This window comes from Singulisphaera chitinilytica (assembly GCF_049331405.1).
Lineage (GTDB): Bacteria > Planctomycetota > Planctomycetia > Isosphaerales > Isosphaeraceae > PoT.
In genome coordinates this window covers 8812787-8836570 of record NZ_CP186274.1, presented here as the reverse complement: position 1 = coordinate 8836570, position 23784 = coordinate 8812787, and the positions used below count along the sequence as shown (strand labels likewise).

The window sequence follows — 23784 nt, the reverse complement described above, 5'->3', positions numbered from 1 at the left end:
CTTAGCTCTCCAACTCCGTCTCCGCGCGTTTGCGCAGGTCTTCGAGGACACGCTGGACCGTCCGCTCGCTGATCCCGAGCCGTTCGCCGATATCCTTGCTGGAGAGCCCCTCGGCCTTCAACTCGATGATGGTCCGACGCCCCTCGGGCACGAGGTCCCGGAGCCTGCCGAAGACCTCGCGGGCCTGGGCGAGTTCGCTGGGGGTGTCGGTGTCGGCGGGAAGGTCCTTGGGGCGGCCCCCGTCGACCCAGAGGGGCTCTTCGCGATGCATATCCTGTTTCCGACTCGCGGCTCGTCGGTATTCGTCGATCACCTTATTCTTCGCAGCCCGGGCCAGGAACGCGACAAGGTGCCGCGAATCTTCGAATTCGGCGGGCCCCGTGCGCACACGGCGGAAGAAGCTGCCCCAGACGCTCTGCAGGAAATCGAGCGAGTCGAACCGCGATCTCAGCAGCCTGGGCAACTGCCGGCGCACCACGAGGCGCACTTCCGCCTCGTACCGCGTGAGCAGTTCCCTGGCCGCAGACTCGTCCCCCGCCTGGATCCGGGCCAGGAAGGTCGGGATCTCGCTGTCACCGTCCCGCGGCGGATCACCGGCGGACATGTCTTCACCCCCATCAGGGTTCGCCCCTCGACCATCCTGGGCCCGTCCCCATTCTTCGCCGACGAACCCTGATAAGCTACCGCCATGCCGTGACATTCCGCAATCCAATCCCCGTCGGCGCACCCCCCGCGCACCCCGCCCGGGAGCCCGGTCAATCGGCCCGGCCAGCCGACCTCGGCCCATGACCCGGCCAAGTCTCGAATCTAGAGTTGACTGCCCCGCCCCCGGTTTGTTACTTTTCGGAAGTCTCGGGGATGACGCGATTTCGAAGTCGCGAATTTCTCCCCTTTGACTGCGGTAGGAGAGGTGGCTGAGTGGTCGAAAGCGACGGTTTGCTAAACCGTTAGGCTCCGCAAGGGGTCTCGGGGGTTCGAATCCCCCCCTCTCCGTTACGATAAAGAAGACAGCCAACGCGAGTCGTTGGCTGTTTTTGTTGGCACCAGGGCGCATCCATTCCATTTCTGGATCACCGCCCAACGCTGCCCGAGGGGAGGCCGATCACAGGTCGGTCACATCATGTCGGAGCACCGATGGCCGCCGCCCGATTATCCGCTCGTCGAGGGCCGCAGCCAGATCACCCGGCGCTGGTCGATCGAGCTGCCCGAGCCCTTCGCGCGTCGGGTCGAGGAGGATGAGCTCGTCCTCTGGCGCCCCGGCCTGACCTTCTGGCTCTCCGCCTGGGGCAACGACCTCGGCCAGACCCGCGAGGCCCGCCTCGCCGCGTTGAAGCAGGAAGCCTCCCCGGACCGCCACGACGAGTCCTGGACCGATCGCGACGGGATCACCCGCTACAGCTATCGCCTCCTCGACGAGATCGGCGACGGCCCCGTCGAATCCCTCCACGTCCTGATCTTCAGCGACGAAGGCCACCTCCAGATTGCCGCCTACTTCGACGAGCCCGGCGACCTCGAAGCCGCCCGGGCCATCATCGCCACCGTCGAGAAGCACGACCCCGCCTGATCGCCGTTGGTTCGAGTTTGGCCTTGATTTTGAAGACGATCTCAAGTGGCATGCTTCTATTTAAGATCGTGTGTTTCAGAGTCGAAGGCTATCACTCGATTAATGTGATCGAGTCTCGCTGCGACGAGAAGACTCTCACAATCCCCTTCGAGCGAGGGAACAGGTTCCCCGTCCCTTCTGGACGCAAAAACGAGCTGCCATTGATTTCTCCGTCTTTGGGCGGCCCTGGTCGGGACAACCAGGGTCGCGCAGCGACGAGAGGTCGACCGCAATAGGCCCGGCCGTTTCCGGTCACCCGGCTCCCGATCCCCGGAAGTCGAGGCGGCTTCTGCAATGGACCCGGGGGAGTCATCCGCCGGCGGTAGACCATTACCCGGTTCCGAGCGTTCTCGACGAAAAACCTCGTGTCGCTTCGCGACCCTGGTTGTCCCAACCAGGGCCACCCAAACACGGGAAAAACGGCCTGGGTTTGCGACGGGTCTCCTGCCTTGTCGGGGAGGAGCTCAAACGTTCCCTACCCTCTTGAACGGATCCCGAAATCGAACCTGTGCGACTCGATCAATCAACACGGGGTCACTTCGGCGGTTCATCGCTCTTCCTTCTCATCAGAGCAGGCTTTACCGTAGAGGGGTCGGGTCGCGCCGGATTTCGAGGACGCGGCACGCAAGATGTATGTGAATGTTCCTACAGATTTCCAGGCTTGAGCTCGGTGGTGCCGGCCGGGTCGGGAATCGGAATTCACGCCGATCGGGAATCCCTTGTCCGAAGCCCGCGAATCGGAGGATGGACGCGGCTTCGGCCGGGCCAAGAACGTCGCGCGAGGTCGCGACGGATTCCCCGCCCGATCCTCTGACCGAGGTCGGAACCGCTTTCAGTCAGCCATGAGACTCAGGCCGCCGCGATCGTCGTCGAGACTCTCGATGGCCCAAATGGATGGAAAACTCGAATCCGCCCGCGATCGCATGTCGACTTGACGTGCCTCGGGCGGAGGAGATATCGACGGGATCGGGCCTGCTGGATTCGTATTCATGCCGTGGTCGGCGTCGGAGCGGAAGTCGCCCGGGGGCGTCGGCGGAGAAGGTCGTCACCATCTCAATCGGATTCTCGGAATGTCGGAAATCACCCTGAATAACTGCGAGGACGAACCGATCCGCATCCCGGGGGCGGTGCAGCCGCACGGGGCCCTGATCGCCATCGGGGCCGAGGATGGGGTCATCTCCCACGCGTCCGAGAACCTGGCCGATTTCTTCGGGGTGGCCCCGCTCGACGCCATCGGGCTCCCCCTCGCCACGCTCTTCGACGAGGTCGATTACAGCAGGGTCGCCGACGGCATCAATCGGCTCAAGGACGACGCCTCGCCCAAGTACCTCTACACGGTCAGGCCCAAGGGGGGCCCCGCCGGCTACGACGCCATCGTCCATCGCGCGGGCGGGCGGACGATCCTCGAGTTCGAGCCGATGCGGAGCGCCGGCGGGGCCTCGGTCGCCGACCTCTATCGGCTCACGCAGGGGGCCGTCACCAGGCTCCGCAAGGCGTCGGACCTAGGCGAGATGTACGACATCTGCGCCCACAGGGTGAGGGAGATCGCCGGGTTCGACCGCGTGATGGTCTATCGGTTCGACGACGACTGGAACGGGATCGTCATCGCCGAGTCGAAGCGGGACGACCTCGAGCCCTTCTTCGGCCTCCACTACCCGGCCTCGGACATCCCCAAGCAGGCCCGCGACCTCTACGTCCAGAACTGGCTCCGGTTCATCGCCGACCGCGACTACGCCCCCGTGCCGATCCTCCCGCCGTCGGGGCCCGAGTCCCCCGCCCCCCTCGACCTCAGCCAGTCGGTCCTGCGCAGCGTCTCGCCGATCCACCTCGAATACCTGCGCAACATGGGCGTCGGGGCCTCCATGTCGATCTCCTTGTTGAAGGATAACCGACTCTGGGGGCTCGTGGCCTGCCACCACTACTCACCGAAGTACGTCCCCTACGACATCCGCACCGCCTGCGAGCTGCTCGGCCAGGTGATGTCGATGCAGCTCGTCTCGCGCGAGGAGCAGGAGCGGGCGAAGTACGGCCACCGCATGAATTCGGTCCGGCTCGAGATCGCCGATCGGCTCTGGAGGATGGAGCAGGTCGGGATCGCCCTCATCGACGTCGAGCCGACCATCCTCGACCTCCTCGAGGCCAGCGGCGCGGCGGTGATCCACGACAACGAGGTGACCCGGATCGGCCTGACCCCGGCCGTCGAGGAGATCCTCCAGATCTGCGAGCTCCTCGAGGCTCGCGAGGTGACCGAGGTCTTCCACACAGACTCCCTCGGCTCCGCTCTCGGCCTGCCTTCGATCGGGGCGGTCGCCGCCGGCCTGCTCGCGATCTCGATGCGGAAGCGGATGCGGGACTGGGTCATGTGGTTCCGCCCCGAGCAGGTCCGCGAGGTCGACTGGGCGGGCGACCCCTCCAAGACCGTGGAGAAAGGCGACGGGGCCGTCCGGCTCAGCCCCCGGGGCTCGTTCGCGCTCTGGAAGCAGGTGGTGAGGGGCAAGAGCCAGCCCTGGACCGCCTCGGAGATCGCCGCGGCCAACGACCTGAGGCGCGACCTCGCCGAGGCCATGCTCGGACGCGCGGCCGACCTCGTGAAGCAGAACCGGGTCCTGCGTCGGGGGGATGTCGAGAAGGAGGAGATGCTCGCCAGCGAGCGCGCCGCCAGGAGCGAGGCCGAGCGGCTCGGGCGGATGAAGGACGAGTTCGTCGCCACGCTCTCGCACGAGCTGCGCACCCCGCTCAACGCCATCATCGGCTGGAGCCAGATCCTCCGCCGGGCCCACGACACCGAGGACATCCGCGAGGCCGGCGAGGTCATCGAGCGCAACGCCCGGATCCAGGCGACAATGATCGAGGACCTCCTCGACGCCAGCCGGATCACCTCGGGCAAGCTGCGCCTGGACATGCAGCAGGTGGACCTCACCTCGACGGTCTCCGCCGCCCTGGAGACGGTCGCCCCGGCCGCGCAGGCCAAGGGGGTCCGGATCGAGCGGCTCCTGGACACCTTGCACCGGGTCCACATCTCGGGGGATCCGACCCGGCTCCAGCAGGTCTTCTGGAACCTGCTCTCGAACGCGGTCAAGTTCACGCCAAGGGGGGGTAAGATCCAGGTCCTGATCGAGCGGATCGACTCGCACGTCGAGGTCAGCGTCTCTGACACCGGCCAGGGGATCGACCCGAAGTTCATCCCCCACGTCTTCGACCGCTTCCGCCAGCAGGACGCCGCCACGAATCGGAAGCACGGCGGGCTCGGGCTCGGGCTCTCGATCGTCCGCCACCTCGTCGAGCTCCACGGCGGGACGATCTTCGTCAGGAGCGAGGGGGATGGGCAAGGCTCCACGTTCGTCGTCTCGCTCCCCGTGCGGGCCGTCGCGAACGAAGGACGCAGGACGGGAGTCCACCCGACCCGCGAGATGTCGCCGATCGAGGACGACCAGATCGACCTGAACGGCGTCAAGATCCTGATCGTCGACGACGAGACCGACGCCAGGGAGATGATGTCGCGCGTCCTGGAAGAATGCGGCGCCGAGGTCGTCACGGCGGGCTCGGGCGAGGAGGGACTGGCCCGCTTCCAGGGGGCCAAGTTCGACGTCATCGTGAGCGACATCGGCATGCCCGGCCTCGATGGCTACGAGTTCATCAAGCAGCTCCGGAATCTCGAATCGAGCCTCGGCCGCCCGCGCTGCCCGGCCGTCGCCCTGACCGCCTATGCGCGCCCCGAGGATCGTCGCAAGGTCCTGCTTTCCGGCTATCAGATCCACCTCGCCAAGCCCGTCGAATTCGCCGAGCTGACCGCGGTGATCGCCAACCTCGTCGACAAGATCTAGGATCTTCGGCCGCTCAAAGACTTTGCGGTCATGGCCTGACGCGAAGGGCGTCACCCCCTCGCCCTTCGCCCCTCGCCCGTCCGGACCGCCCGACTTCCCCCCTTCGGCAATCCGCAACCTCCGGCCTGTCACGCTGGTGTGTTAACCTTCGGGCCCGCGCGAGAAAAATCCCGAGGGAGGGTGGATTGGCGGGGCGGCCTCGTGGCATTACTGGAAGAAAGACGGGGTCGAGGCGAGGGGGGCAACATCCATGCCCGGGATGCGAGCGGCGGGGGGCTCGGGCGATCTCCGCAACCTGATGGCCAGGGGGCGGAGCGGGAGCCTGTCGGACGGCCAGTTGCTGGAACGCTTCGTGCGCGAACGCGACGAAGGGGGCGACATGGCGTTCGCCTCGCTCATGGATCGGCACGGCCCGATGGTCCTGCGCGTCTGCCGGGGCCTCCTCCGCGACGCGAACGACGCCGAGGACGCCTTCCAGGCGACCTTCCTCGTCCTCGCGAAGCGGGCCGGGTCGCTCTGGGTCAGGGACTCGATCGGGCCCTGGCTCCACGGCGTCGCCTACCGGGTCGCCACGCGATCGGCCTCGGACCGGGCCCGACGCGCCCGGCACGAGCAGAAGGCGGCGAGCCGGGCCGTGAATGTCATGGCTCCCGCCGAGGTCGACGACCTCGACCGGCTCCTCCATGCGGAGGTCGAGCGCCTGCCCGAGCGCTTCCGATCTCCCATCGTCCTCTGCTACTTGCAGGGCCTGACGCACGACGAGGCGGCCTCGCAGCTCGGCTGGCCGGTGGGCACCGTGCGGAGCCGGCTCTCCCGGGGTCGCGACAAACTCCGCGGCCGGCTCGACCACCTCGGCCTGGCCGGGGCGATCGAGGCTGTTGCGCCGGATCGAGGCGGGTCGCATCGGGCGAACGAGCCGATCCCTCCGAGCCTGGCCGTGGCCACGGTCCGGCTGGCGTTGGGGGGCGTTTGCGGGAATCTCACGGCCGCCGGGGTGGTCCCGGCGGTCGCCACACTGACGAAAGGGGCGATACGCACCATGATCCTGGACCGAATCTTCAAGCTGGGCGTCGGGGCACTCGCGGCCGGCATCCTCGCCACGGGCGCGACCGTGGCCCTGCAATCCTCGGGCACGGGCAAGGCCTACGCACGGAGCGAGGCCCCCGCCAAGTCGGAGGCCGAGACCATCGCCGAGTCGTTCCTGAAAGCGGGCGCGGACCTCTTCAACGCCAGGAACGCCGCGGCCCTCGCCGAGACGTATACCGCCGACGGCACGATCCGCCTGGTGAGCCACCGCGACGGCGTCTATCGGGAGGACCTGAAGCAAGGCCGGGCCGAGGTCGAGACGTTCTACGCCGAGTGCTTCAAGACCGACAGGCAGATCGACCCCAAGAACACGGTCGAGTTCGTCCGCCAGATCCGCCCCGACTTGATCGTCGTGAACGGCCGATTCCGGGTGATCTCCGGCGAGCCCGAACTCCCATTCGTCCAGCTCCGGACCAAGCAAGGGGACAAGTGGCTCCTCAGCCAGCTCTGGCTCTTCCTCGATCCCAAGTAAATCGGACCCGGCCCCGAGTATCCCGGCCTCGCGGATGACGACTCGCCGGAGGCCCCGCGCCCCGCGAGTCGTCTGGCTTTTGGTGGACGCGAAACCCGAGCTCACCCATCACATGTACGTGACGATGTGGTGTCACGAAGTCAATCATCTCTATTCCTGGAAGCTGCTCGTCTCCCGTTCCCCCGTGCGTTAAAACCGTTGAAGACGCACGGGATCGGCCCGGATGCGTCGTATACTTGACGAGGAGGGTGGACGATGACGGTCGGCAGCATCGTCGATGGAGGCGAAGCGACGCCGAGGGTCCGCCCGCGAATTCGATGGACGAACTCCCGGAGGTACGATGTACACTGCGTCAGTCGAGCCGGCGATCGCGGATACCTGCGCCAGGTCCTTCTTGCGGAGCCTCCAGAAGGCGGCCTGCGGCATCCTGGGCGGGGGCGAGGCGCTCAAAGTGCACGATTATCGGCGGGTCGAGCGGCTGATGCGGATCGCCATCGCGCTCGGGACAGGGCAGCAGCCATATGTGCAGGTGCACGGGCTGCCGCCGGGGGATGAGTCGTCGACGCTGCCCGAGACCTTCGAGGTGAAGCTCACGAACCTGCTCGCCGCCAAGGCCTCCGAGGTCCTCAGCGACGCCGTGCAGGGGGCGCCCGAGGCCCTCGCCAGGCTCGACAGCGAGGCGGAGCAGATCCTGGCGACCGAGGACATCCAGCTCGTCTGAGCCTGGGTCTCCTCGGCCCGTCGGGGGACGCACGAGTCCCGCGAGATCGGCCGGCTCAGGTGAGGTTCGGCAGCACCCCTTCGCCGCAGAAGTTGGGGTTGCCGAACCGCTCGATCCGGTGGCCCATGCCGTGGGCGAAGGCCATCAAGAGTCGGTTATGCGGCAGCTTCGGGTACTTCAGGGATCGGCCCATCTTGAACCCGAGGCCGTTGCCGACGAGGACGAACGGGATGTCGTCGAGTGTGTGCGAGTTGCCCTTGCCCAGCTCGTTCGTCCAGACGATCAGGGTGTTGTCGAGCAGGCTCCCCTGCCCGCCCGGCTCGGGGGTCTCGGCCAGCCGCTTCGCGAGGTAGGCGACCTGCTCGCAATACCAGGCGTTGATCTTCGTCAGCTTCTCTTGAGACTTCTCGTCGCTGTCCGGGTTGTGCGAGAGCTCGTGGTGCCCCTCGTCGACCCCGATCCAGCGGTGGCGGGCGCCCCCGACCGAGTTGGTGTACTGCAAGGTGGCGACGCGGGCGAAATCCCCCACGAAGCTGTTCACCATCAGGTCGATCTGGGTCTTGCTGATCTTGGGGATGTTGTCGTTATCCTGCTTGAGCCCCGGCTCGAGGTCGGGGACGGCGTGGCCGACGTCCTGCCGGCTCCCGGCTTTAAGCTCCTGCTCCATCTCGCGGACGAACGTGGCGTGCTCGTCGAGGAGCTGGCGGTCCTCGGCCGAGACGACCGAGCCGACCTTGCGGAGGTCGTCCTGGAGGTCATCCATGATGCTCTTCAGGCTCTCCTGATCCTTGGCCCGGCCATAGAGCTTGGCGAACATCCGGTAGGGGTCGTCGATCGGCGGCAGCGGCTTGTTGGCCCCGGCGTAGACCATCCGGGTCCAGGTGTCGGCCCGCTCGGGGACCATCACGCCGAACTCGAGCGAGCCGAAGCGTGTGCGGGTCGCGGCGTCGGCCTGGAGGAAATTCTTGATCTCCTGGTCGATCGAGACCCCCTTGGCCCAGCCGGCGGGAGTGTCGGAACCCCCCTGGATGTTGCCCGGGTAGAGCTCGATGCCGGTGAGGAGGCAGCCCATGCCACGCATGTGGTTGTCGCCGTCGCCGCGGACCTTGTCGCAGACGCCGTGCAAGATCAAGGAGCGGTCGCGGAAGGGCTCGAGCGGCTTCAGGCTCTCCTTGAGCGTGAACGACTCCCCCTCCTGGTCCGGCCAGAACGTCTTGGGGACGACGCCGTTGGGGCTGAAGAGGATGACCAGACGCTGCTTGCGGGCCGCCTGATTGGCGAAGCCGAGGCTGGGGAGGTTCAGGAGGAACGGCAAGGCCGCCGCGCCGATTCCGAGGTCGCGGATGAACTCACGTCGACTTTGAGCGTTGGCCACGTCCGTCCTCCGAGGAGATAACAAATGCCTATGATCGATCAGAATCACTCTTATCAGGATGATACCGGTCTTGCTACCGGAGCGACGCTTTGACGGCGCCGGATGATGACGAGCCGTTGCCCGGGTTCGGGGCCGAGGCCACCGGCGGCGCCGGGCGGATGGCCGAATCGGCGACGATCGCCACGAGCAGCTTGCGGATGCTGAACTTGTTCTCGGCGAACCCGCGACGCAGCTTCAGCGACTCCTGGATCCCGTAGGCCCGGATCGGCTGCTTGATCATGTGGTGGAAGAGCTGCTGGACGAATGCCGAGTGCGTCTCCTCGCTCTCGGCCAGCAGGTTGGCGAGTTCGCGGGCCCCGGAGTAAGGCAAGGACTCGCCGGAGCGGGTCTCGAGCGTCCCGGTCGCGTCGATCGGCTTCCCCTTCTCCTCGGTCCGATATCGGCCGACGGCGTCGAACTGCTCCAGCCCGAACCCGAGCGGGTTGATCATGTTGTGGCAGGTCTTGCAGGCGGCCGGGCTCGTCTGCAGCGCCACGCGCTCGCGGGTCGTCAGGTCCTTGTGCAGGTCGGGGGCGAGCGGGGCGACGGCCTCGGGCGGCGGCCTTAGCACGCGGCCGAGCACGCTCCGGGAGAGGAAGACCCCCCGGTGGATCGGTGAGCTCGTCGCTGTGTACGCGAAGTTGGCCATGAGATAAGGATGCGTCAAAAGTCCCGCCCGTTCCTTCGGATTCAGGCCGACTTTCTGGAATGGGGCATCCTGGGGGAGCTCGGCGCCGTAAAACTTGGCGAGCCGACCGTTGAGGTACGTCGCGTCGGCGAGGAGGAGCCTGCGGAAGTCGGACTCGTCGCCCCAGACGACGTCGTCGAGGAAGAGGTCGAGCGACGTCCTCAGGTCCGAGGCGATCGTCGCGTCGAACCCGGCGTAGAGCGCGGCATCCTTGGCGAGGTCGGGGACCTGCTCGACCCGGAGCCACTGGAGGAAGAAGTCGCGGACCTTGGATCGGCTCCGGAGGTCGGGGAGCATCCGCTCGGCCTGGGCGACGACCTCCTCGCGAGTCTTCAGTTTTCCCGCTGCCGCTGCCTCGAGCAGGGGCTTATCCGGGAGGGAATCCCAGAGGCCGAATGAGATCCGCGAGGCCACGTCGTAGTCGTCGCCGCCGGTGCCGGGCTCGCGATAGAGGAACCTCGGGGACTTGAGGACGAGCAGGATGGACCGCTTGAAGGCGAGGTCGAGGTCCTTGCTGGCCTCGAACTGGCGGTCGACGAAGGCCTGCTTCAGCTCGGGGGTCAGCGGGCGGCGGAAGGCCCGCTCGGCGAATCGATTGCAAAAGTCCCGGAGCTTCTCGGCTCGATCCTTCGAGTCCTCGCGAGCCCCGGCGAGCTCGGGCAGCCTGGCCGAGATGTAGGCGGCGGCCTCGATGGCGGCGTCGGTCGTGGCGAGGTCCCAGGCCTTCGAGATCGTCGTCCCTCGCTCGTAGCCGACGCTGCGGTCGTCCGGGGGGAAGGCGGTCTCGACGACGAACGTCTCGGAGCCCTTGGCGGGGCTCAGGTTCCGCTCGGGGATGATCTCGACCGGCCGGTGGGGCAGCTTCCACTCGAGGGAGACGGACGCCTTGACCGGCGGGAAATTCTTCTTCTCCTTGGAGTCGTCCACCCCCTGCTTGGCCTTGGAGAACTCGAGCTTGATCGGATAGGCCCGGCCGCCGAGGAGCGTGATCGAGGCCTTGTACTCGGTGTCGTCCCCGGACCTCACCGTGGCGTCCACGAGCGGCTTGCGGACGTCGTTGACCCAGAGCCTGGCGGCGTGGTCGGCGCGGACGATGAACTCGTACTCCCCGGTCTCGGGGGCGAGGACGGAGCCTTCCCAGCGGATCGAGAACTGATCCGGCTCGAACTTCGCGGGGTCGGGCCCGACGAGGCCGAAATCGAAGTGGACGGTGGGATCGACCCGGTCGATGACGCGCTCGCCGTCGCGGAACCGCCTCGACTTGAAGTACTGCCCCCGGAGTCCGCGCTTGTCGTCCCAGGAGCCGGGCGCGCGGAAGGTTCCGACGAGGTCGGCGACGGCGTTGCGGTATTGCCGGACCGTGAGCCTGGAGAGCTCGACCCGGACGTTCTGGCTCCTGGCCTGGGCGGCCTGGGAGTAGAACGCGTCGAAGATGTAGGCCGCGACCTTGTCCGCCTCGGGCCCGACGCAGGTGCCCGGGTCGTCCTCGGGCATGGTCTTGGCGATCAGGCCCGAGAGCTGGGCCACCGAGCGGTCGCCGAGGAGGGCCCTCGGGTACTCGTCCGACCCCTCGCCGTTGGCCCCGTGGCAGTTGAGGCAACGCTTGCGGTAAATCTCCTCGCCCGAGGACTCTTCGGCCTTCGCGGGGGCGAGCCCCGCGGTCGCGACGAGCGCGAGGACGCAGGCGACCATCCGGAAGGAGGGCGAGGGCATAGGCACGATTCGCGTTGGGGCGGGCCTGGTCAGCATCAAGCGATCACCCGGGCTCGAGGCGAGGATTCCCAAAGTTACGGGACGACGGAGTCCGGTCCAGGGAGTGCAACCGGCGGGACCGCATCGGGTTGCGTCACGGCTCGCCGGGTTCTGGCGAGGCCGGGGCGGCGGCGGCTCTTGGGCAAGCGGTGTCGCGAGCCGGGCCCGACGAAAGGATTAGGAGGGATTTCGCCGCCCAGCGTCTCGCGACTCACCCTCTTTTTTAGCCGATCCCTAACGCTCGAACAAGTGGTGATGCCTTTCCGGGGGTTCGGTTCCACTCGTATCGAAGTCGGAGGGGTCAGGCGTAGTTGGTGATGAGGAGCTCGGAGATCGTCCTGGAGCGGGCGTCGAGGTTGATGTCGCGACGGTTTGTGAGGGTGGTGAGCCGGAAGCCATCGAAGAGCTCGCGGACGTGGGGGGTGTCGCTGTTGCTCAGGGCCCAGCGGACCCCGCTCGCGTCGAGCTTGCGGCAGAGCGCGGCGAGGCGGGCGTGGTCGGGCTCGCGGAACTTGCCGGGGGTGTAGCGGTCGAAGTCGGAGTACCCCCCCTGCTTGAAGTAGGGCGGGTCGAGGTAGACGAAGTCGTCGGCCTGGACGTCGGCCAGGCAGGACTCGAAATCCGTCGCGCGGATCTCGACCCCCTGGAGGCATCCGGCGACGGCCTCGAGGTTGGCCGGGTCGTAGTAACGACGGTCGTAGGCGCCGTAGGGGACGTTGAACCGCCCCTTCTTGTTGACCCGGAAGAGGCCGCGGAAGCAGGTCTTGTTCAGGTAGATGAACTGCGCGGCGCGTTCGACGAGGCCGCGGCCCTCCGGGGCGATGGCCCGGATCCGCTCATACTCGGCCTTGGTGTTGGCCATGCCGTCGAGCTGCCGGGCGACGCCCGCGGGGTCGTCGCGCACGGCGCGATAAGTGTCGAGCAGCCAGTGGTTGAGGTCGCCGACGACCGCCCTGCCCGGCCTGAGCGTGAACAGCACGCTCCCGCCGCCGAAGAAGGGCTCGTAGTACGTTCGAAAACCATCGGGGAAGAGCCCCACCAGTTGCTTGGCGAGTCCCTGCTTGCCCCCCGCCCACTTCAGGATCGGCCTGGGCGCGATCACGGTGCTCATTGCGACCCTCGCAACCGCATTCCTGCCAACCAGCTTCGGACACACGACCAATACGGCCGACGGAGGACGCCCCGGTATCAACAACTTACCCGATTCCGCGGCGGTCAAGCCCTACCGGACCAAAAATCGACGGATTCGAATCTGTTGCCGGGCGAACAATTGGAAATCTCCACGCAATCGCCCGGCCTTCCCCAGCCCGAGCCTAGTCGGCCAGGGGCCAATCCGCCGGCTTCGGCTTTTCCTCCGTCGCCTCGACCTTTGAATCGCCGTAGTCGATGGTCATCCCCAGGGCAAACGCGATGGACAGCAACAAACATCCCGCGAGGATCACCCCGACGAATCCGAAGATTATCGGGCCCATTGGAGCAACGGCCTTGGCGAACCAAAGGGCGACGAATCCCGCGATAAAGTGCAGGAAAGGGAAGGATTGCAAGACGGCGACGATGATCCCTCCCATGATCAACCGCTTCGCCAGCCACGGCCGTACGACGCAGGTCGCGAGCCCCAGTATCCAGAAAGTCGCGATCCCGGCGTACATCCCCGGCAGTTCCGCCTTTTCCCAGATGATCGTCGCGAAGCGATACGGGACGATCAGGTTCGCCGCAAACACCGGCGTCCAGGCGACCGCCCAGCCCCAGGGGAATTCCCTCCGAGATCCTTCCATGATGCGACGCCTCCGCTGCTATTCAGGTCATGACGATGCTCGATTTCCGGTCTCTTGCGAAGTCCTCGCCTTGCATGGGCCCGTCGCAACCGCGGCTATTCCATTGACCAGATCTCTTCGTCGCGTTGTGATTTGTGCTTTGGTTGGGGGGTCAGGTTTGTAAATAAGACGATCCACCTCCAAATCGATGTGCAGAAGAACTCGGGCACCAATGAGATCAACATGAGGGACCCGCCCATGGCGATAGTTATGAAAAATTCTGAATATGGTAAATTTTGTGGCTTGACGAGCAGGTCGGCGAACGCCCCGGCCATTATCTGGAGGATCGGTACGAATTGCGTGATGGCGACGATCAGGCCTCCCCTGACAAGCCTACGCCCCAGCGGCGGGTAACCGACGCAGGCCGCGATGCCCAATATCCAGAGGAATACGGTGCACGCCAAGATACTCTGCGTATCCTTCAACTCCATCGCCGCAACCCCGATATCATACGGGACGATCAGGTTCAGGGCATATACGACGGTCCAGGCGATCGGCCAGGCCCAGGAACGTTGCGTCCGTGTCACTTCCATGAGTCGGTGTGTCTCGATGATGTGAATCGATTCGACTTGGGAGTAAGCAGGCGGCTTGCGCCATTCACCCGACGTTCGGGCTCCATCCGTTGCGATTCGACAGTTTAACAGTCCGGGGTTCAAGGGTCGAGGCGTTCCGTCGGCGTCCACGGCCTCGATACATAAGTCCGATCCATGGTCTTGTTTGCAAGGGATTCGGCGAATAATATCAGTGATACACGTCTCGGTTTGGCGAGATCTTCCCGGAATGATGCCGTCTTCAGGATATCTGAATGGACAAAGCTTTGGCGTGCCCGCTTGTCTGGATGCCGCTGGTGATGGGGCTCTGCTGGGCGGGCGGCTGCGGCTCGAACCCCACGCCGCAACGTGCGGCTTTGTATGGGCACACGAGCTACGTGTGGTCGATCGCGTTCTCCCCCGACGGCAAGACCTTGGCCTCGCGGGGCGGCGATTCCACGGTCAGGCTCTGGGACGTGACGAAGGAGAGACAGAGGCTCGTCTTGTCCGAACTCCAGTCGTCGATGGGGGTCGTCGCATTCTCTCCCGACGGTTCGAGGGTGGCCACGAATGACGCGTTGGTCGGGGTCGTGACCTGGGACGCGGCCTCCGGCGATGGACGCACCGAGTACCTCTATCCCACCCGGAAAGCGCCGGAATGGTCGTGCTATGCCACGGCATATGGTTGGGGCGTCGTGTATTCGCCCGACGGCAAGACCCTGGTCGCGGGGGGCAGCAACCAGGGCGAGTACGGCTACGTGACCAGTTGGGACGTCGCCGAGGGCCAGGGGGACTTTCGCAAAGGTGTGGATCTCTGGCGGCAGGCCGACGTCGTCACGACGGTGGCCTGGTCGCCCGGTGGCGAGGTCATCGCGTCGCCGGACGATGCCGCGATTCGGCTCTGGGACACCGCGGCGCGGAAAGGACGGGCCAGCCTCTTCGGGCACACGGGTGGTGTCATCGCGATCGCCTTTTCCCCCGACGGCAAGACCCTGGCCTCCGCCAGTTCCGACCGCACCGTCAAGGTCTGGGACGTGGCGAGCGGCCGAGAGATCAGGACGTTTACCGGCCATCGCGCCCCCGTCCTCTGCGTTGCGATCAGTCGCGACGGGAAGGTCGTGGCTTCCGGAGATTTTTTCGGGAACGTCCTCCTCTGGGATTTGTCCACGAGAAGCATCATCGCCGAGCTTCCGCGTCAAAAGCAGGGATTCCAGTGCGTGGCCTTCTCCCCCGTCGAGGATCTGCTGGCCACGGGAAGCGCGGACGGGAAGATCCGCTTGTGGAGCCTGCCGCCACGGCGATAACCCAAGTCGTTTCTCGATACCCAAATGAAGTTCCGCTAGGCACCAAGGCGGATCATTTGTGGATACCCCGCTCAAAATGGACCTCGACCCATGCGGAGCCGCTCCGCAGGCTCTTGATGGGAGCGGCGACGATCCGCGCCTCCCTGAAAGTCATGAAGTCTCGTACTTCTTGATCAGAAGCGACTCGAAGAGCTGAAACCGGCGGATGAGGAGCGATTGACGTTTCGTAAGTTCATGTTGCTATGCCTTAGGAATGTTGTAGGGATAATGGCATCGATATCAACAAAGGCGAGGTGCATCCCGCGTTGGGGATGCACCTCGCCTTTGAGCTTGAGTCAGGATGCGGGATCGGGCCGATGGCTCAGACCGATTCCGGTGCCTCGGCCTCGGTGTTGTCGTCGTCCTCGTCCTGGAGCTCTTTCAGCTCCTTGAGGAGGTCGTTGAGTTTGCTCTCGAGGGACTTGATGCGGGCGTCCTTCTTGCCCTTGGCCTTGGTGTTATCCTTGGCCTTCTTGTCCTTCACAACCTTGGCCTTCTCCTTCTCGGCCTTGAGCTTCTCGGACTTCTCCTTCTCGAGCTTGGCCTTGGCCTCCTTGTCCTGGGCCAATAGGGCCTGGCTCTTGGCTTCCTTGAGCTTGGCCTCGGCCTCGGCTTTCTGCTTCTTGAGCTCGTTCTGCAGGGCCTTCATCTTCTCGTTCTGGAGCTTGCGGAACTCGTCGGCCTCGGCGCGGGACTTGTCGGCCAGGGCGCGGGCCTTGTCGCGGAGGATGCGGGCCTCCTCGCGACGCTTGGCGTCGAGGTTGCCGTCGGGGGACTTGTCGCTGTGCTTGTGGATGTTGAAACGGAACTCGAACTGATCGCCGAGCTGGCCCTTGAGCTGCTTCTCGAAGTCGGAGCCGGGGCCGAGCTTCTCGCGGACCTGCTTCTCGAAGTCGGAGCCGGGGCCGAACTTCTCCTTCATCTCCGCGCCCAGCTTCTCGCCCATCTCCTTGACGCTCTTCTCGAACTCGGAGTTGGGGCCGAACTGCTTCTCGATCTCGCCCAACATCTTCTCGAGGCCCTTGGAGAACTCGGAGTTGGGGCCGAGCAACTCGTCGAGGCCGGAGAGGTCGACGTCGACGCCGATCCGGGCCTTGCCATCCTTGCCGCCCTTCGCGTCCTTGGCGATCTTCGGCTTGCGGGTCACGCGGGCCTTTGGCTCGTCGTCGCCGTCATCGTTGCCGTCGATCACGACGACCTCGACCTCCTCGACGGCCTCGGACTTGGCGTCCTTGGCGTCCTTCGCCTCGACCTTGACCTCCTCCGCGGACTTCGCCTCGACCTTGGCCTCCACCTTGACCTCGACCGGCTCGGGGGGATCGGCCGCGACCCAGGTCGGGGCGGCGAAGAGGCCGAGGATGCCGACCCCGAGGACCGACGAGAGGGAGAGGCGGCAGGGGACCTTGTCGTGAAGGATCATGGACAGTCTCCGCTCGAAGAGGCGGCCCGCCCCGCCGATGCCCAACGTGGGCAAGGGCGCCGGCGTCCGATTTGATAAGGAGGCACACACCTCAAGAAGTGTTTCGGCGTAGCGGAAGCGGTCTTCCGGCAGCATCGCGACGACCCAGGCGTCGCAGGCCAGCTCGGCCTCGTTGTCGAGCCGGTGCCTGGCGAACCAGAAGAGGGGGTTCCACCACCAGATCAGGCCGGCCAGCAGCTCCAGGCGGGCGATCCAGTGATCGCCGCGGCGGAGGTGGGCCAGTTCATGCGCGAGGATTCCGCGCCAGCGTTCGATCCCCTCCGTCGCCACGAGCCGCTGCGGCAGCATCAGCTTGGGCCGGCCCAGGCACCAGAGCGAGGGCACGTCCAGGTTCGGCACCACGACCATCTCGGGGACGCGGACCCCGAAGTCGGAGCCGATGGCCTCGGCCTCCTCCCTCAGCCATTCGGGCGCGGGCTTCACCCAGCGGAGCCGGCGGCGGAACCGCAGGATCCGGACCGCCTGGACCAGGCCCCATGTCGTCGAGCCGAGGATCCAGAGCCCGAGCAGGGCCTCCTCCCGGCTCAACGCGGCCCAGGCCGGGGGCGTCGCGACCGGCCTGGCGACCAACTCGACCTCTGAGGCGACCTGCGTCGTCGCCGCGACCTCGGCGTCTTCGGCGATATCGAACCCCTCGGAGGGCTCGACCGGCACCACGGCTTCGACATTGGCGACGACCTGGGCCTCGACCTTGACCTCGGGCCGGGCCTCGGCGACCGGATCGATCGCGACGACCACTGCCCCATCATCGCCCGCGAGGCCTCGCCAGGAGCCGAAGGGCCAGGAGGCCTGGATCAAGGGCGGGGTCATCAGCTTGACGATCACCAGGAGCCAGAGCATGTGCCTTGCAGCGGGTCCGAGCCGACCGAGCCGGGGGACCAGCATCGCCACGAGGGCGAGGATCCCCGCGATGAGCGTCGTCTCCGCGAACCACCAGAGCATCGTAGCCTCCCCGTTGCCTGTGACTCAGAAACGTATCACGGGTCAGATGTGTTCAACGCTCGACCGACGGCATGCGGCCCTCAGGACCTGGGGGGGCCTTGGCCCCCCCCCGCCTCGTCGAGGAGCCTGCGGAACCGCGCGATCTCCTCGGCCGTGAAGCGGTTCCCGTTCACCAGGGCGAGGATCAAGGGGGCCGCGCTGCCGTTGCAGAGCTCGTCGGCCGTGTCCTTCAGCCGCCGCTCGAGCATCTCGTCCCGGCTCATCGTCGGCTTGAAGACGTGGGCCACGCCCGTCGAGTCGCTGTCGACGTAACCCTTGGTTTGCAGGCGTGAGAGCAGCGTCAGGACCGTCGTGTAGGCCCAGCGCTTCCCCCAGCCATTCAGCAGGGTGTTCACCTGCCGGACGGTCCCCGTGCCCAGCTCCCAGAGGGCTTTGAGCACCTCCCGCTCGGCCGTGCTGAGGTCGGCTCGGATCTCCTTGTTCACTCCCAACACTCCGCGTTCCGGTTGCCTTAACTACGTTTTGTAGTAGGCGACCACAGGAGGCTACTACAATCCGTAGAAGGCGTCAAGCGTCGGCGATCGAGATTTCTGGATTCGGGATCTTGGACTGTCGGGACGGGGCGCGAGGGGACCTCGGCATGACCCAGGCGCCGCGAACGTGTGTTCGCGCCGGGGGCGCGATTCTTTGGATCGAGGCGGGGATTTTTCGAGATTTCGGCGGGGCGGACCCGGGCCGGAGGGTGCTCAGGCCCGGGCGTCGGCCCGATCAGGCGAGGAACTTCTCGAGCAGGTTGCTGGTGATCTTCTGGACGCGGGGGTCGGGGCCGTGGGGGCGTCCGTAGTGAGAATACGGGGGCATGTGGCCGGGGGGGGATGAGAGCCCCTGGGCCCAGAAGATGGTCGAGGCGTTGAAGACGAGGTTCCCCTTGGGGCCGGGGTAGATCGTCGCGGTGAACTCGGCGGCGACCCCGCCGGTGTTCTTGGTCGGCCCCTTGGCGACGACCTCCAGCCCGGGGATCGGCGCGGGGTCGCCGTGGAACTCCCAGCCGACGAGCCCGGGGATCTTGTCCCCCGCCTTCATGCCGGTCCCGGCGAAGAGCCAGTGGTCCGGCTTGGTCACGATCCAGTCCCCCGAGCCGTTGAACGGGCTGATCGTCCTGGCGCCGATGAGGGTCGCCTCGTTCGGGCCGTCGACCGGGAACGGGCCCATGTACGGCTTCTCCACCTCCATGACGCCCCCGTAGCGACCGGCGCGGGTGATGCTCCGCGCGGGCCGGCCCGCGGAATTCGCCGTCATCGGGGCGACGAAGCAGCAGGTGTTCCCCGAGAGGAACGCGACGTTGACCCCCTCGGCGATCGCCTTCTTGACGTTCTCGAACATCTCGAGCGACCAGTATTCGTCGTGGCCGACCGAGAGGAACCCCCTGGCTCGCAGGAGTTCCTGCGGATTCTTGTGCGTGTCGACGTTGGCGATGTACGAGACGTCGTACCCGTGCTGCTCGAGCCAGTAGTAGAAGGGGAACTCCCAGAGCAGGAACTCGCCCGACCCCTGGGACAGCGGGTTGTCATAGATTTGCACATATTTGCCGTAAGGGCGGTCGAAGCTCGCCTTCACGCCCGGCATCAAGGAGCGGCCGTCGGTCCTGCCGTTGACGTAGAGCGAGTAGTTGTCGGGCCAGCGGTTGTAGGCGTTCCAGGTATTATCCGAGACCTGGAAGAGGAGCCCGCACTTGCGCTCGTCGCGTACGACGAAGACGACGTAGCTCTCGCAGCGGTTGTCGGGGGCGATGAGCTTGCCGAGGTAGACGCCGCTCGGCCAGTCGGCCGGGATCGGGAGGGAGAGGCTGGGAGTCCAGGTGCACTCGCGGATCCGCTCGTCGCCGACCGGCGGGTCGGGCTGGATCTTGCCCTCGAAGGGGCCGTATTTGCCGACGAGCCGGCCGCCGGTGCCGCCGTAGTAGCCCATCCGGTAGATTTCGAGGCTGAACGCGGCGGCCGGGTTGGTGCTGACGCAGACCTCGAGGGTCTCGCCGGCCTTCAGGCTCTGCCGCGTGACGTAGCCCTCGACCCAGGGGCAGCGGTAGCCGCCGGCGTCGACCCTCGTGTACGTCAGTTGCCAGTCGGTGGTGCCTGGCTTCTCATTCTCGAGCCGGACCAGGCTCCCCTTCCCGACCTCGCCCGCCGCCGCCGCGGCCCGAGCCTCGAGCCCGAGGCCCGCCACGGCGCCGGTGCCGACGGCCGTCTTGAGTACCTCGCGTCGCCGCCACTTCCGCCCTTCGTTCCCTTGCGTCATCGTCGTCGCTCCGAACCATCCAGGGCCTTCCGCCGCCTCCACTCGAAAACTTCAAACAAATCTCATACTCGATCCGGGGCGATCATGCCATGATGGCGCCTCCCCCCTGCATGGATCCGGGCCCCTCGTTTCGGCGATACTCGAGTCGCGGCCGAGCGACGAGACCGCCCGGGTCGTTGAGATTCGGCCTCCCCGAGATCGGCGAGGCCTGGCACCTTTCGGGATCGGCGAGAGATTCATGGATCGACATCCGTTGCGAGCACACCTGGTCGCGTGTTTTGCGGGAGTGCTTATGGTCGGGCCGGGCGTCGGCGCGGGCCTCGCCCGGGGCGAGGACGGGTTCAGGCCGGGGTTCACCTTCTTCGAGCCGGTCAAGCCCCCGAGGCCCGTGCAGGTCATGGCCCATCGAGGCCTCGCTCGCCAGGCCCCCGAGAACACGGCCCCGGCGATCGAGCTGGCGATCGCCGACGGCCTGGAGTGGGTCGAGGTCGACGTCAGGCGGAGCAAGGACGGGGTCCACTTCCTGGCCCACGACTCTAAACTCGACGGCAAGACCGATGGCAAAGGGACCGTCGAGGGCACCGATGCCGAGACCCTCCGCAATCTCGACGCGGGCAGCTCCTTCGCCAGACGCTTCGCCACCACCCGCCTGCCGACCCTGGCCGAGGCCCTGGGCCTGGCCAAGGATCGCATCAACCTCTGCCTCGACATCAAGTCGGGCGAGCCCGGCGAGATCGTCGACGAGATCCTCAAGGCCGGCATGCAGGCGCAGGTCGTGGTCTTCGGCCCCGCGGACCTGATCGCGAAGGTCCGAGACCTGTCCCAGGGGCGCGTGGCGACCCTGGCGAAGTGGCACCCCGCCGACGGCGTCGAGGCTTTCCTCGCGAAGGTCAAGCCGGCGGCCGTCGAGGTCGACGCGAACGAACTGACCGAGGAGGTCTGCCGCCAGTTCCATGCCAAGGGGGTCCGGGTCGAAGCCAAGGTGCTCGGCAATGACTGGGACAAGCCCGAGGTCTGGAGCCGCGCGATCAAGGCGGGGGCCGACTGGATCCAGACGGACCTTCCGCAGGACGTCCTCTGGCGTTCGATCGTCGATCGCAAGGTCCGCAAGGCCTCGCAGGTCGCCTTCCACCGTGGGGCCTCGTGGTACGCCCCCGAGAACACGATGCCGGCCATCGAGCGGGCCAAGGCCCTCGGCGCCGACTACGTCGAGGTCGACATCCGCACGACCAAGGACGGCCGCTTCTTCCTGCTCCACGACGGCAACCTCGGCCGGACGACGAACGGCGAAGGCCCCATCAAAAATCAGACCGCCGACGCCATCGCCAAGCTCGAGGCCGGCGCCTGGTACGGCCAGCTCTTCGCAACCGAGCCGGTCCCCACGTTCGACGCCGGGCTCAAGGCCCTCAAGGGGCATGCCCACGTCTACCTCGACGCCAAGGAGATCACCCCCGAGGCCCTCGCGGCGAAGATCGAGGAATACGGGATCGCCGATGAGTCGGTCGTCTACCAGCACCCCGACTACCTCGCGAAGCTCAAGGCGATCAACCCCAAGATCCGCCTGATGCCGCCGCTCAAGGATCCGAAACAGATCGACGAGCTGGCCGCGAAGCTGAAGCCCTACGCCGTCGACGCCTCCTGGGGGATCCTCTCGAAGGAGGTCATCGACCGCTGCCATGCCCACGGCATCCGGGTCTTCTCCGACGCCCTCGGCCTGCACGAGAACGTCGCCGACTACCTCAAGGCGATCGAGTGGGGCATCGACGTGATCCAGACCGACCACCCCACGCGCGTCTGGCGGGCCTTCGAGATCCTCGACGCCGCCGCGGCGAAGCAGCCCTGAGCCACCGCAATGCGTCCGGCGACCCGCTCAGATTGGGGGGGGCGCCGGACGCCTTTCGAGTTGGCCGATTGGGGCGATTTCGCGGGTTGGTGTGAAGACTCCGAAAATTCTGCGAATGCCGCGAAATCTAAACGTATGACGCATCAGCATCCGGTTCGTCCAGAAGGCCCGTCCCGCCTCATCCCGTCCGTCGCGACCTGCCGATAAATCCTCGAGATCGGAACGACCGGGTCAGGACGACCCGTCGTCAAGTTGGTCGTATTGGGTCTTGCCAGGGAGGGCAAGGATGGAACGACGGACCCGCGCCAAGATCCTGGCGGCGGCGACGCTGCTTTGCTGGGTCGAATCCCCCTCCTGCCCCGCACAATCGCCGCCATCGTCAACCTCGCGGCCTGCGAGTGCTCGGCCGCAGCCGGCCCCCGCTCCCCGGCGCCTCGCCGCCAATGGCAGCGACCCGACGGCGGCCCCCCTACTGCCGAAGGGCATGACCGCCGCGAACCGGCTGGAGAAGACGGCGGAGAAGGAGATCGCGGGGCTGCAGCCGGGGCCGCTCGAGCCCGGGGACATGAGTTTCCCGATCAACCTCGCGACGGCCTTGCGGCTCTCGGACGCCCGCCCCCTGATCGTCGCAGGGGCGATGGCGAGCACCTGGGTGGCCGAGGCCCAGCTCACCCGGGCGAAGGTCCTCTGGATCCCCCGCCTCAACATCGGCGCCGACTACATCCGGCACGACGGCGGCGGCCCCGACTTCAACAAGGGCATCCTCACCGCACCGAGCGTGAACTTCTTCTATGCCGGTGCGGGCATGTGGCAGAACGTCGCGCTGACCGACGTGATCTTCGAGCCGCTGGCCGCCAGGCAGGTCCTGAAGTCGAGGCAGGCCGACATCCAGACGGCGAAGAACGACGCCCTCATGATGACGGCCGACGCCTACTTCAAGGTCCACCAGTATCGAGGCATGTACACCGGCTCGCTCTACGCGGTGAAGCGGGGGCACGACCTCGTCGACCGGATCACGCGACTGAGCAAGGACCTCGTCCCCCGGATCGAGATCGACCGGGCGCGGAACATGGTCGCCGAGCTGGAGCAGCAGGCGACGTCGTCCCGCGAGGAGTGGCGGGTCCAGAGCGCGAACCTGACGCAGGTGCTCCGGCTCGACCCCCGCGCGGTGATCGTCCCGCTCGAGCACGACCACCTGCAGATCACACTCTTCGACCCGAACCGGACGCTCGACGACCTGATCCCGATCGGCCTGACGAACCGGCCCGAGCTGGCCTCGAACCAGGCGCTCGTGCAGGCGACCGTGGCCCGGATCCGCCGCGAGAAGAACCGGCCCTTGCTGCCGAGCATCCTCATCAACGGGTTCCAGACTCCCAATGAAGAGCTGCAGGCGGGGATCTTCGGCATCGGTCCCAACAGCAGCCTGAACCAGTGGACCGGCCGCGTCGACCTCAGCTATCAGCCGCTCTGGCAGCTCGAGGCCTTCGGCATCGGCAACATGGCCCGGGTCAAGGAGCAGCGCGGGGAGCAGTCGAAGGCCATCGTCGAGCTGTTCAAGGTCCAGGACCGCGTCGCGGCCGAGGTGACCCGGGCCCAGGCGAGGCTCCAGTCGGCCGCCTCGCGGGTCGGCCAGGCCGAGCGGGCCCTCAAGTCGTCGATGATCTCCTTCAATGGGAACTACGAAGGGCTCGCCCAGACGACCCGCTGGGGCGACGTGCTCGTGCTGGTGAACCGGCCGCAGGAGGTGGTCTTCGCCCTCCAGTTGATGAAGATCGCCCTCGACGAGTACTTCACCACGGTGGCCGAGTACAACCTGGCCCAGTTCCAGCTCTTCCACGCGCTCGGCTATCCGGCCAGGGAACTCGCCTGTGCCAATCCGCCGGGGCCGATCGAGCCGGTGAACACCGAACGCCCGAGCTACCTGCCGCCCGTGGGCGAAGGCCCGCCGCCGGCGACCCGCTGACCGTGACCATCGGG

The 23784-nt window shown here is 66.4% G+C and carries 16 protein-coding genes and 1 tRNA gene; 8 read left to right on the top strand and 9 right to left on the bottom strand.

The window, feature by feature from the left end; genetic code table 11:
- Nucleotide 1: 1 nt before the first annotated feature.
- Nucleotides 2-604 carry an RNA polymerase sigma factor gene (locus tag ACOYYX_RS34485; protein WP_422927193.1) on the bottom strand — a complete coding sequence of 201 codons (603 nt, stop codon included), beginning with the start codon at nt 602-604 and terminating at the stop codon, nt 2-4.
- Between the two features lie 300 nt (nt 605-904).
- Here ACOYYX_RS34485 and ACOYYX_RS34480 point away from each other — a divergent pair.
- The 5 genes from ACOYYX_RS34480 to ACOYYX_RS34460 all read left to right on the top strand — a co-directional run bounded on the left by ACOYYX_RS34480 (nt 905) and on the right by ACOYYX_RS34460 (nt 7706).
- Nucleotides 905-993 (top strand) — tRNA-Ser (locus ACOYYX_RS34480).
- A gap of 127 nt (nt 994-1120) precedes the next feature.
- Entirely contained in the window at nt 1121-1564 is a 444-nt protein-coding gene (locus tag ACOYYX_RS34475) for a hypothetical protein (RefSeq protein WP_422927192.1), read from the top strand.
- Between the two features lie 1109 nt (nt 1565-2673).
- Nucleotides 2674-5427, top strand: coding sequence for an ATP-binding protein (locus ACOYYX_RS34470; RefSeq protein WP_422927191.1), 2754 nt, complete (start codon nt 2674-2676; stop codon nt 5425-5427).
- A 250-nt stretch (nt 5428-5677) separates the two neighbouring features.
- Entirely contained in the window at nt 5678-6985 is a 1308-nt protein-coding gene (locus tag ACOYYX_RS34465; RefSeq protein ID WP_422927190.1) for an RNA polymerase sigma factor, read from the top strand.
- A 340-nt stretch (nt 6986-7325) separates the two neighbouring features.
- Nucleotides 7326-7706, top strand: coding sequence for a hypothetical protein (locus tag ACOYYX_RS34460; protein ID WP_422927189.1), 381 nt, complete (start codon nt 7326-7328; stop codon nt 7704-7706).
- Nucleotides 7707-7761: 55 nt separating this feature from the next.
- Here the strand turns inward: ACOYYX_RS34460 and ACOYYX_RS34455 are convergent, their stop codons facing one another.
- The 5 genes from ACOYYX_RS34455 to ACOYYX_RS34435 form a co-directional block, all read right to left on the bottom strand.
- A complete protein-coding gene (locus ACOYYX_RS34455; RefSeq protein WP_422927188.1) occupies nt 7762-9081 on the bottom strand; it encodes a DUF1552 domain-containing protein in 1320 nt (439 codons plus the stop codon).
- A gap of 73 nt (nt 9082-9154) precedes the next feature.
- Nucleotides 9155-11521, bottom strand: a complete 2367-nt coding sequence (locus tag ACOYYX_RS34450) for a DUF1592 domain-containing protein (RefSeq protein WP_422927187.1) — start codon at nt 11519-11521, stop codon at nt 9155-9157.
- A 340-nt stretch (nt 11522-11861) separates the two neighbouring features.
- Nucleotides 11862-12671, bottom strand: coding sequence for a DNA adenine methylase (locus ACOYYX_RS34445; protein ID WP_422927186.1), 810 nt, complete (start codon nt 12669-12671; stop codon nt 11862-11864).
- Between the two features lie 202 nt (nt 12672-12873).
- Entirely contained in the window at nt 12874-13335 is a 462-nt protein-coding gene (locus ACOYYX_RS34440; protein ID WP_422927185.1) for a hypothetical protein, read from the bottom strand.
- A 95-nt stretch (nt 13336-13430) separates the two neighbouring features.
- Nucleotides 13431-13907 carry a hypothetical protein gene (locus ACOYYX_RS34435; protein WP_422927184.1) on the bottom strand — a complete coding sequence of 159 codons (477 nt, stop codon included), beginning with the start codon at nt 13905-13907 and terminating at the stop codon, nt 13431-13433.
- A gap of 272 nt (nt 13908-14179) precedes the next feature.
- On the opposite strand from ACOYYX_RS34435, the gene ACOYYX_RS34430 reads away from it, so the two are divergent.
- On the top strand, nt 14180-15208 hold the full coding sequence (locus ACOYYX_RS34430) for a WD40 repeat domain-containing protein (protein WP_422927183.1): 1029 nt from the start codon (nt 14180-14182) through the stop codon (nt 15206-15208).
- Nucleotides 15209-15569: 361 nt separating this feature from the next.
- On the opposite strand, the gene ACOYYX_RS34425 is transcribed toward ACOYYX_RS34430, so the two are convergent.
- From ACOYYX_RS34425 to ACOYYX_RS34415, 3 genes are all read right to left on the bottom strand, one after another.
- Nucleotides 15570-17669, bottom strand: coding sequence for a M56 family metallopeptidase (locus tag ACOYYX_RS34425; protein WP_422927182.1), 2100 nt, complete (start codon nt 17667-17669; stop codon nt 15570-15572).
- A gap of 80 nt (nt 17670-17749) precedes the next feature.
- Nucleotides 17750-18154, bottom strand: a complete 405-nt coding sequence (locus tag ACOYYX_RS34420) for a BlaI/MecI/CopY family transcriptional regulator (protein WP_422927181.1) — start codon at nt 18152-18154, stop codon at nt 17750-17752.
- A 283-nt stretch (nt 18155-18437) separates the two neighbouring features.
- Entirely contained in the window at nt 18438-19964 is a 1527-nt protein-coding gene (locus ACOYYX_RS34415; RefSeq protein ID WP_422927180.1) for a N,N-dimethylformamidase beta subunit family domain-containing protein, read from the bottom strand.
- A 238-nt stretch (nt 19965-20202) separates the two neighbouring features.
- Here ACOYYX_RS34415 and ACOYYX_RS34410 point away from each other — a divergent pair, with 238 nt between their 5' ends.
- Together ACOYYX_RS34410 and ACOYYX_RS34405 are read left to right on the top strand one after the other, a co-directional pair.
- Nucleotides 20203-21807, top strand: coding sequence for a glycerophosphodiester phosphodiesterase family protein (locus ACOYYX_RS34410; protein WP_422927179.1), 1605 nt, complete (start codon nt 20203-20205; stop codon nt 21805-21807).
- A gap of 286 nt (nt 21808-22093) precedes the next feature.
- Entirely contained in the window at nt 22094-23770 is a 1677-nt protein-coding gene (locus ACOYYX_RS34405) for a hypothetical protein (protein ID WP_422927178.1), read from the top strand.
- The last annotated feature ends 14 nt before the right edge of the window (nt 23771-23784 follow it).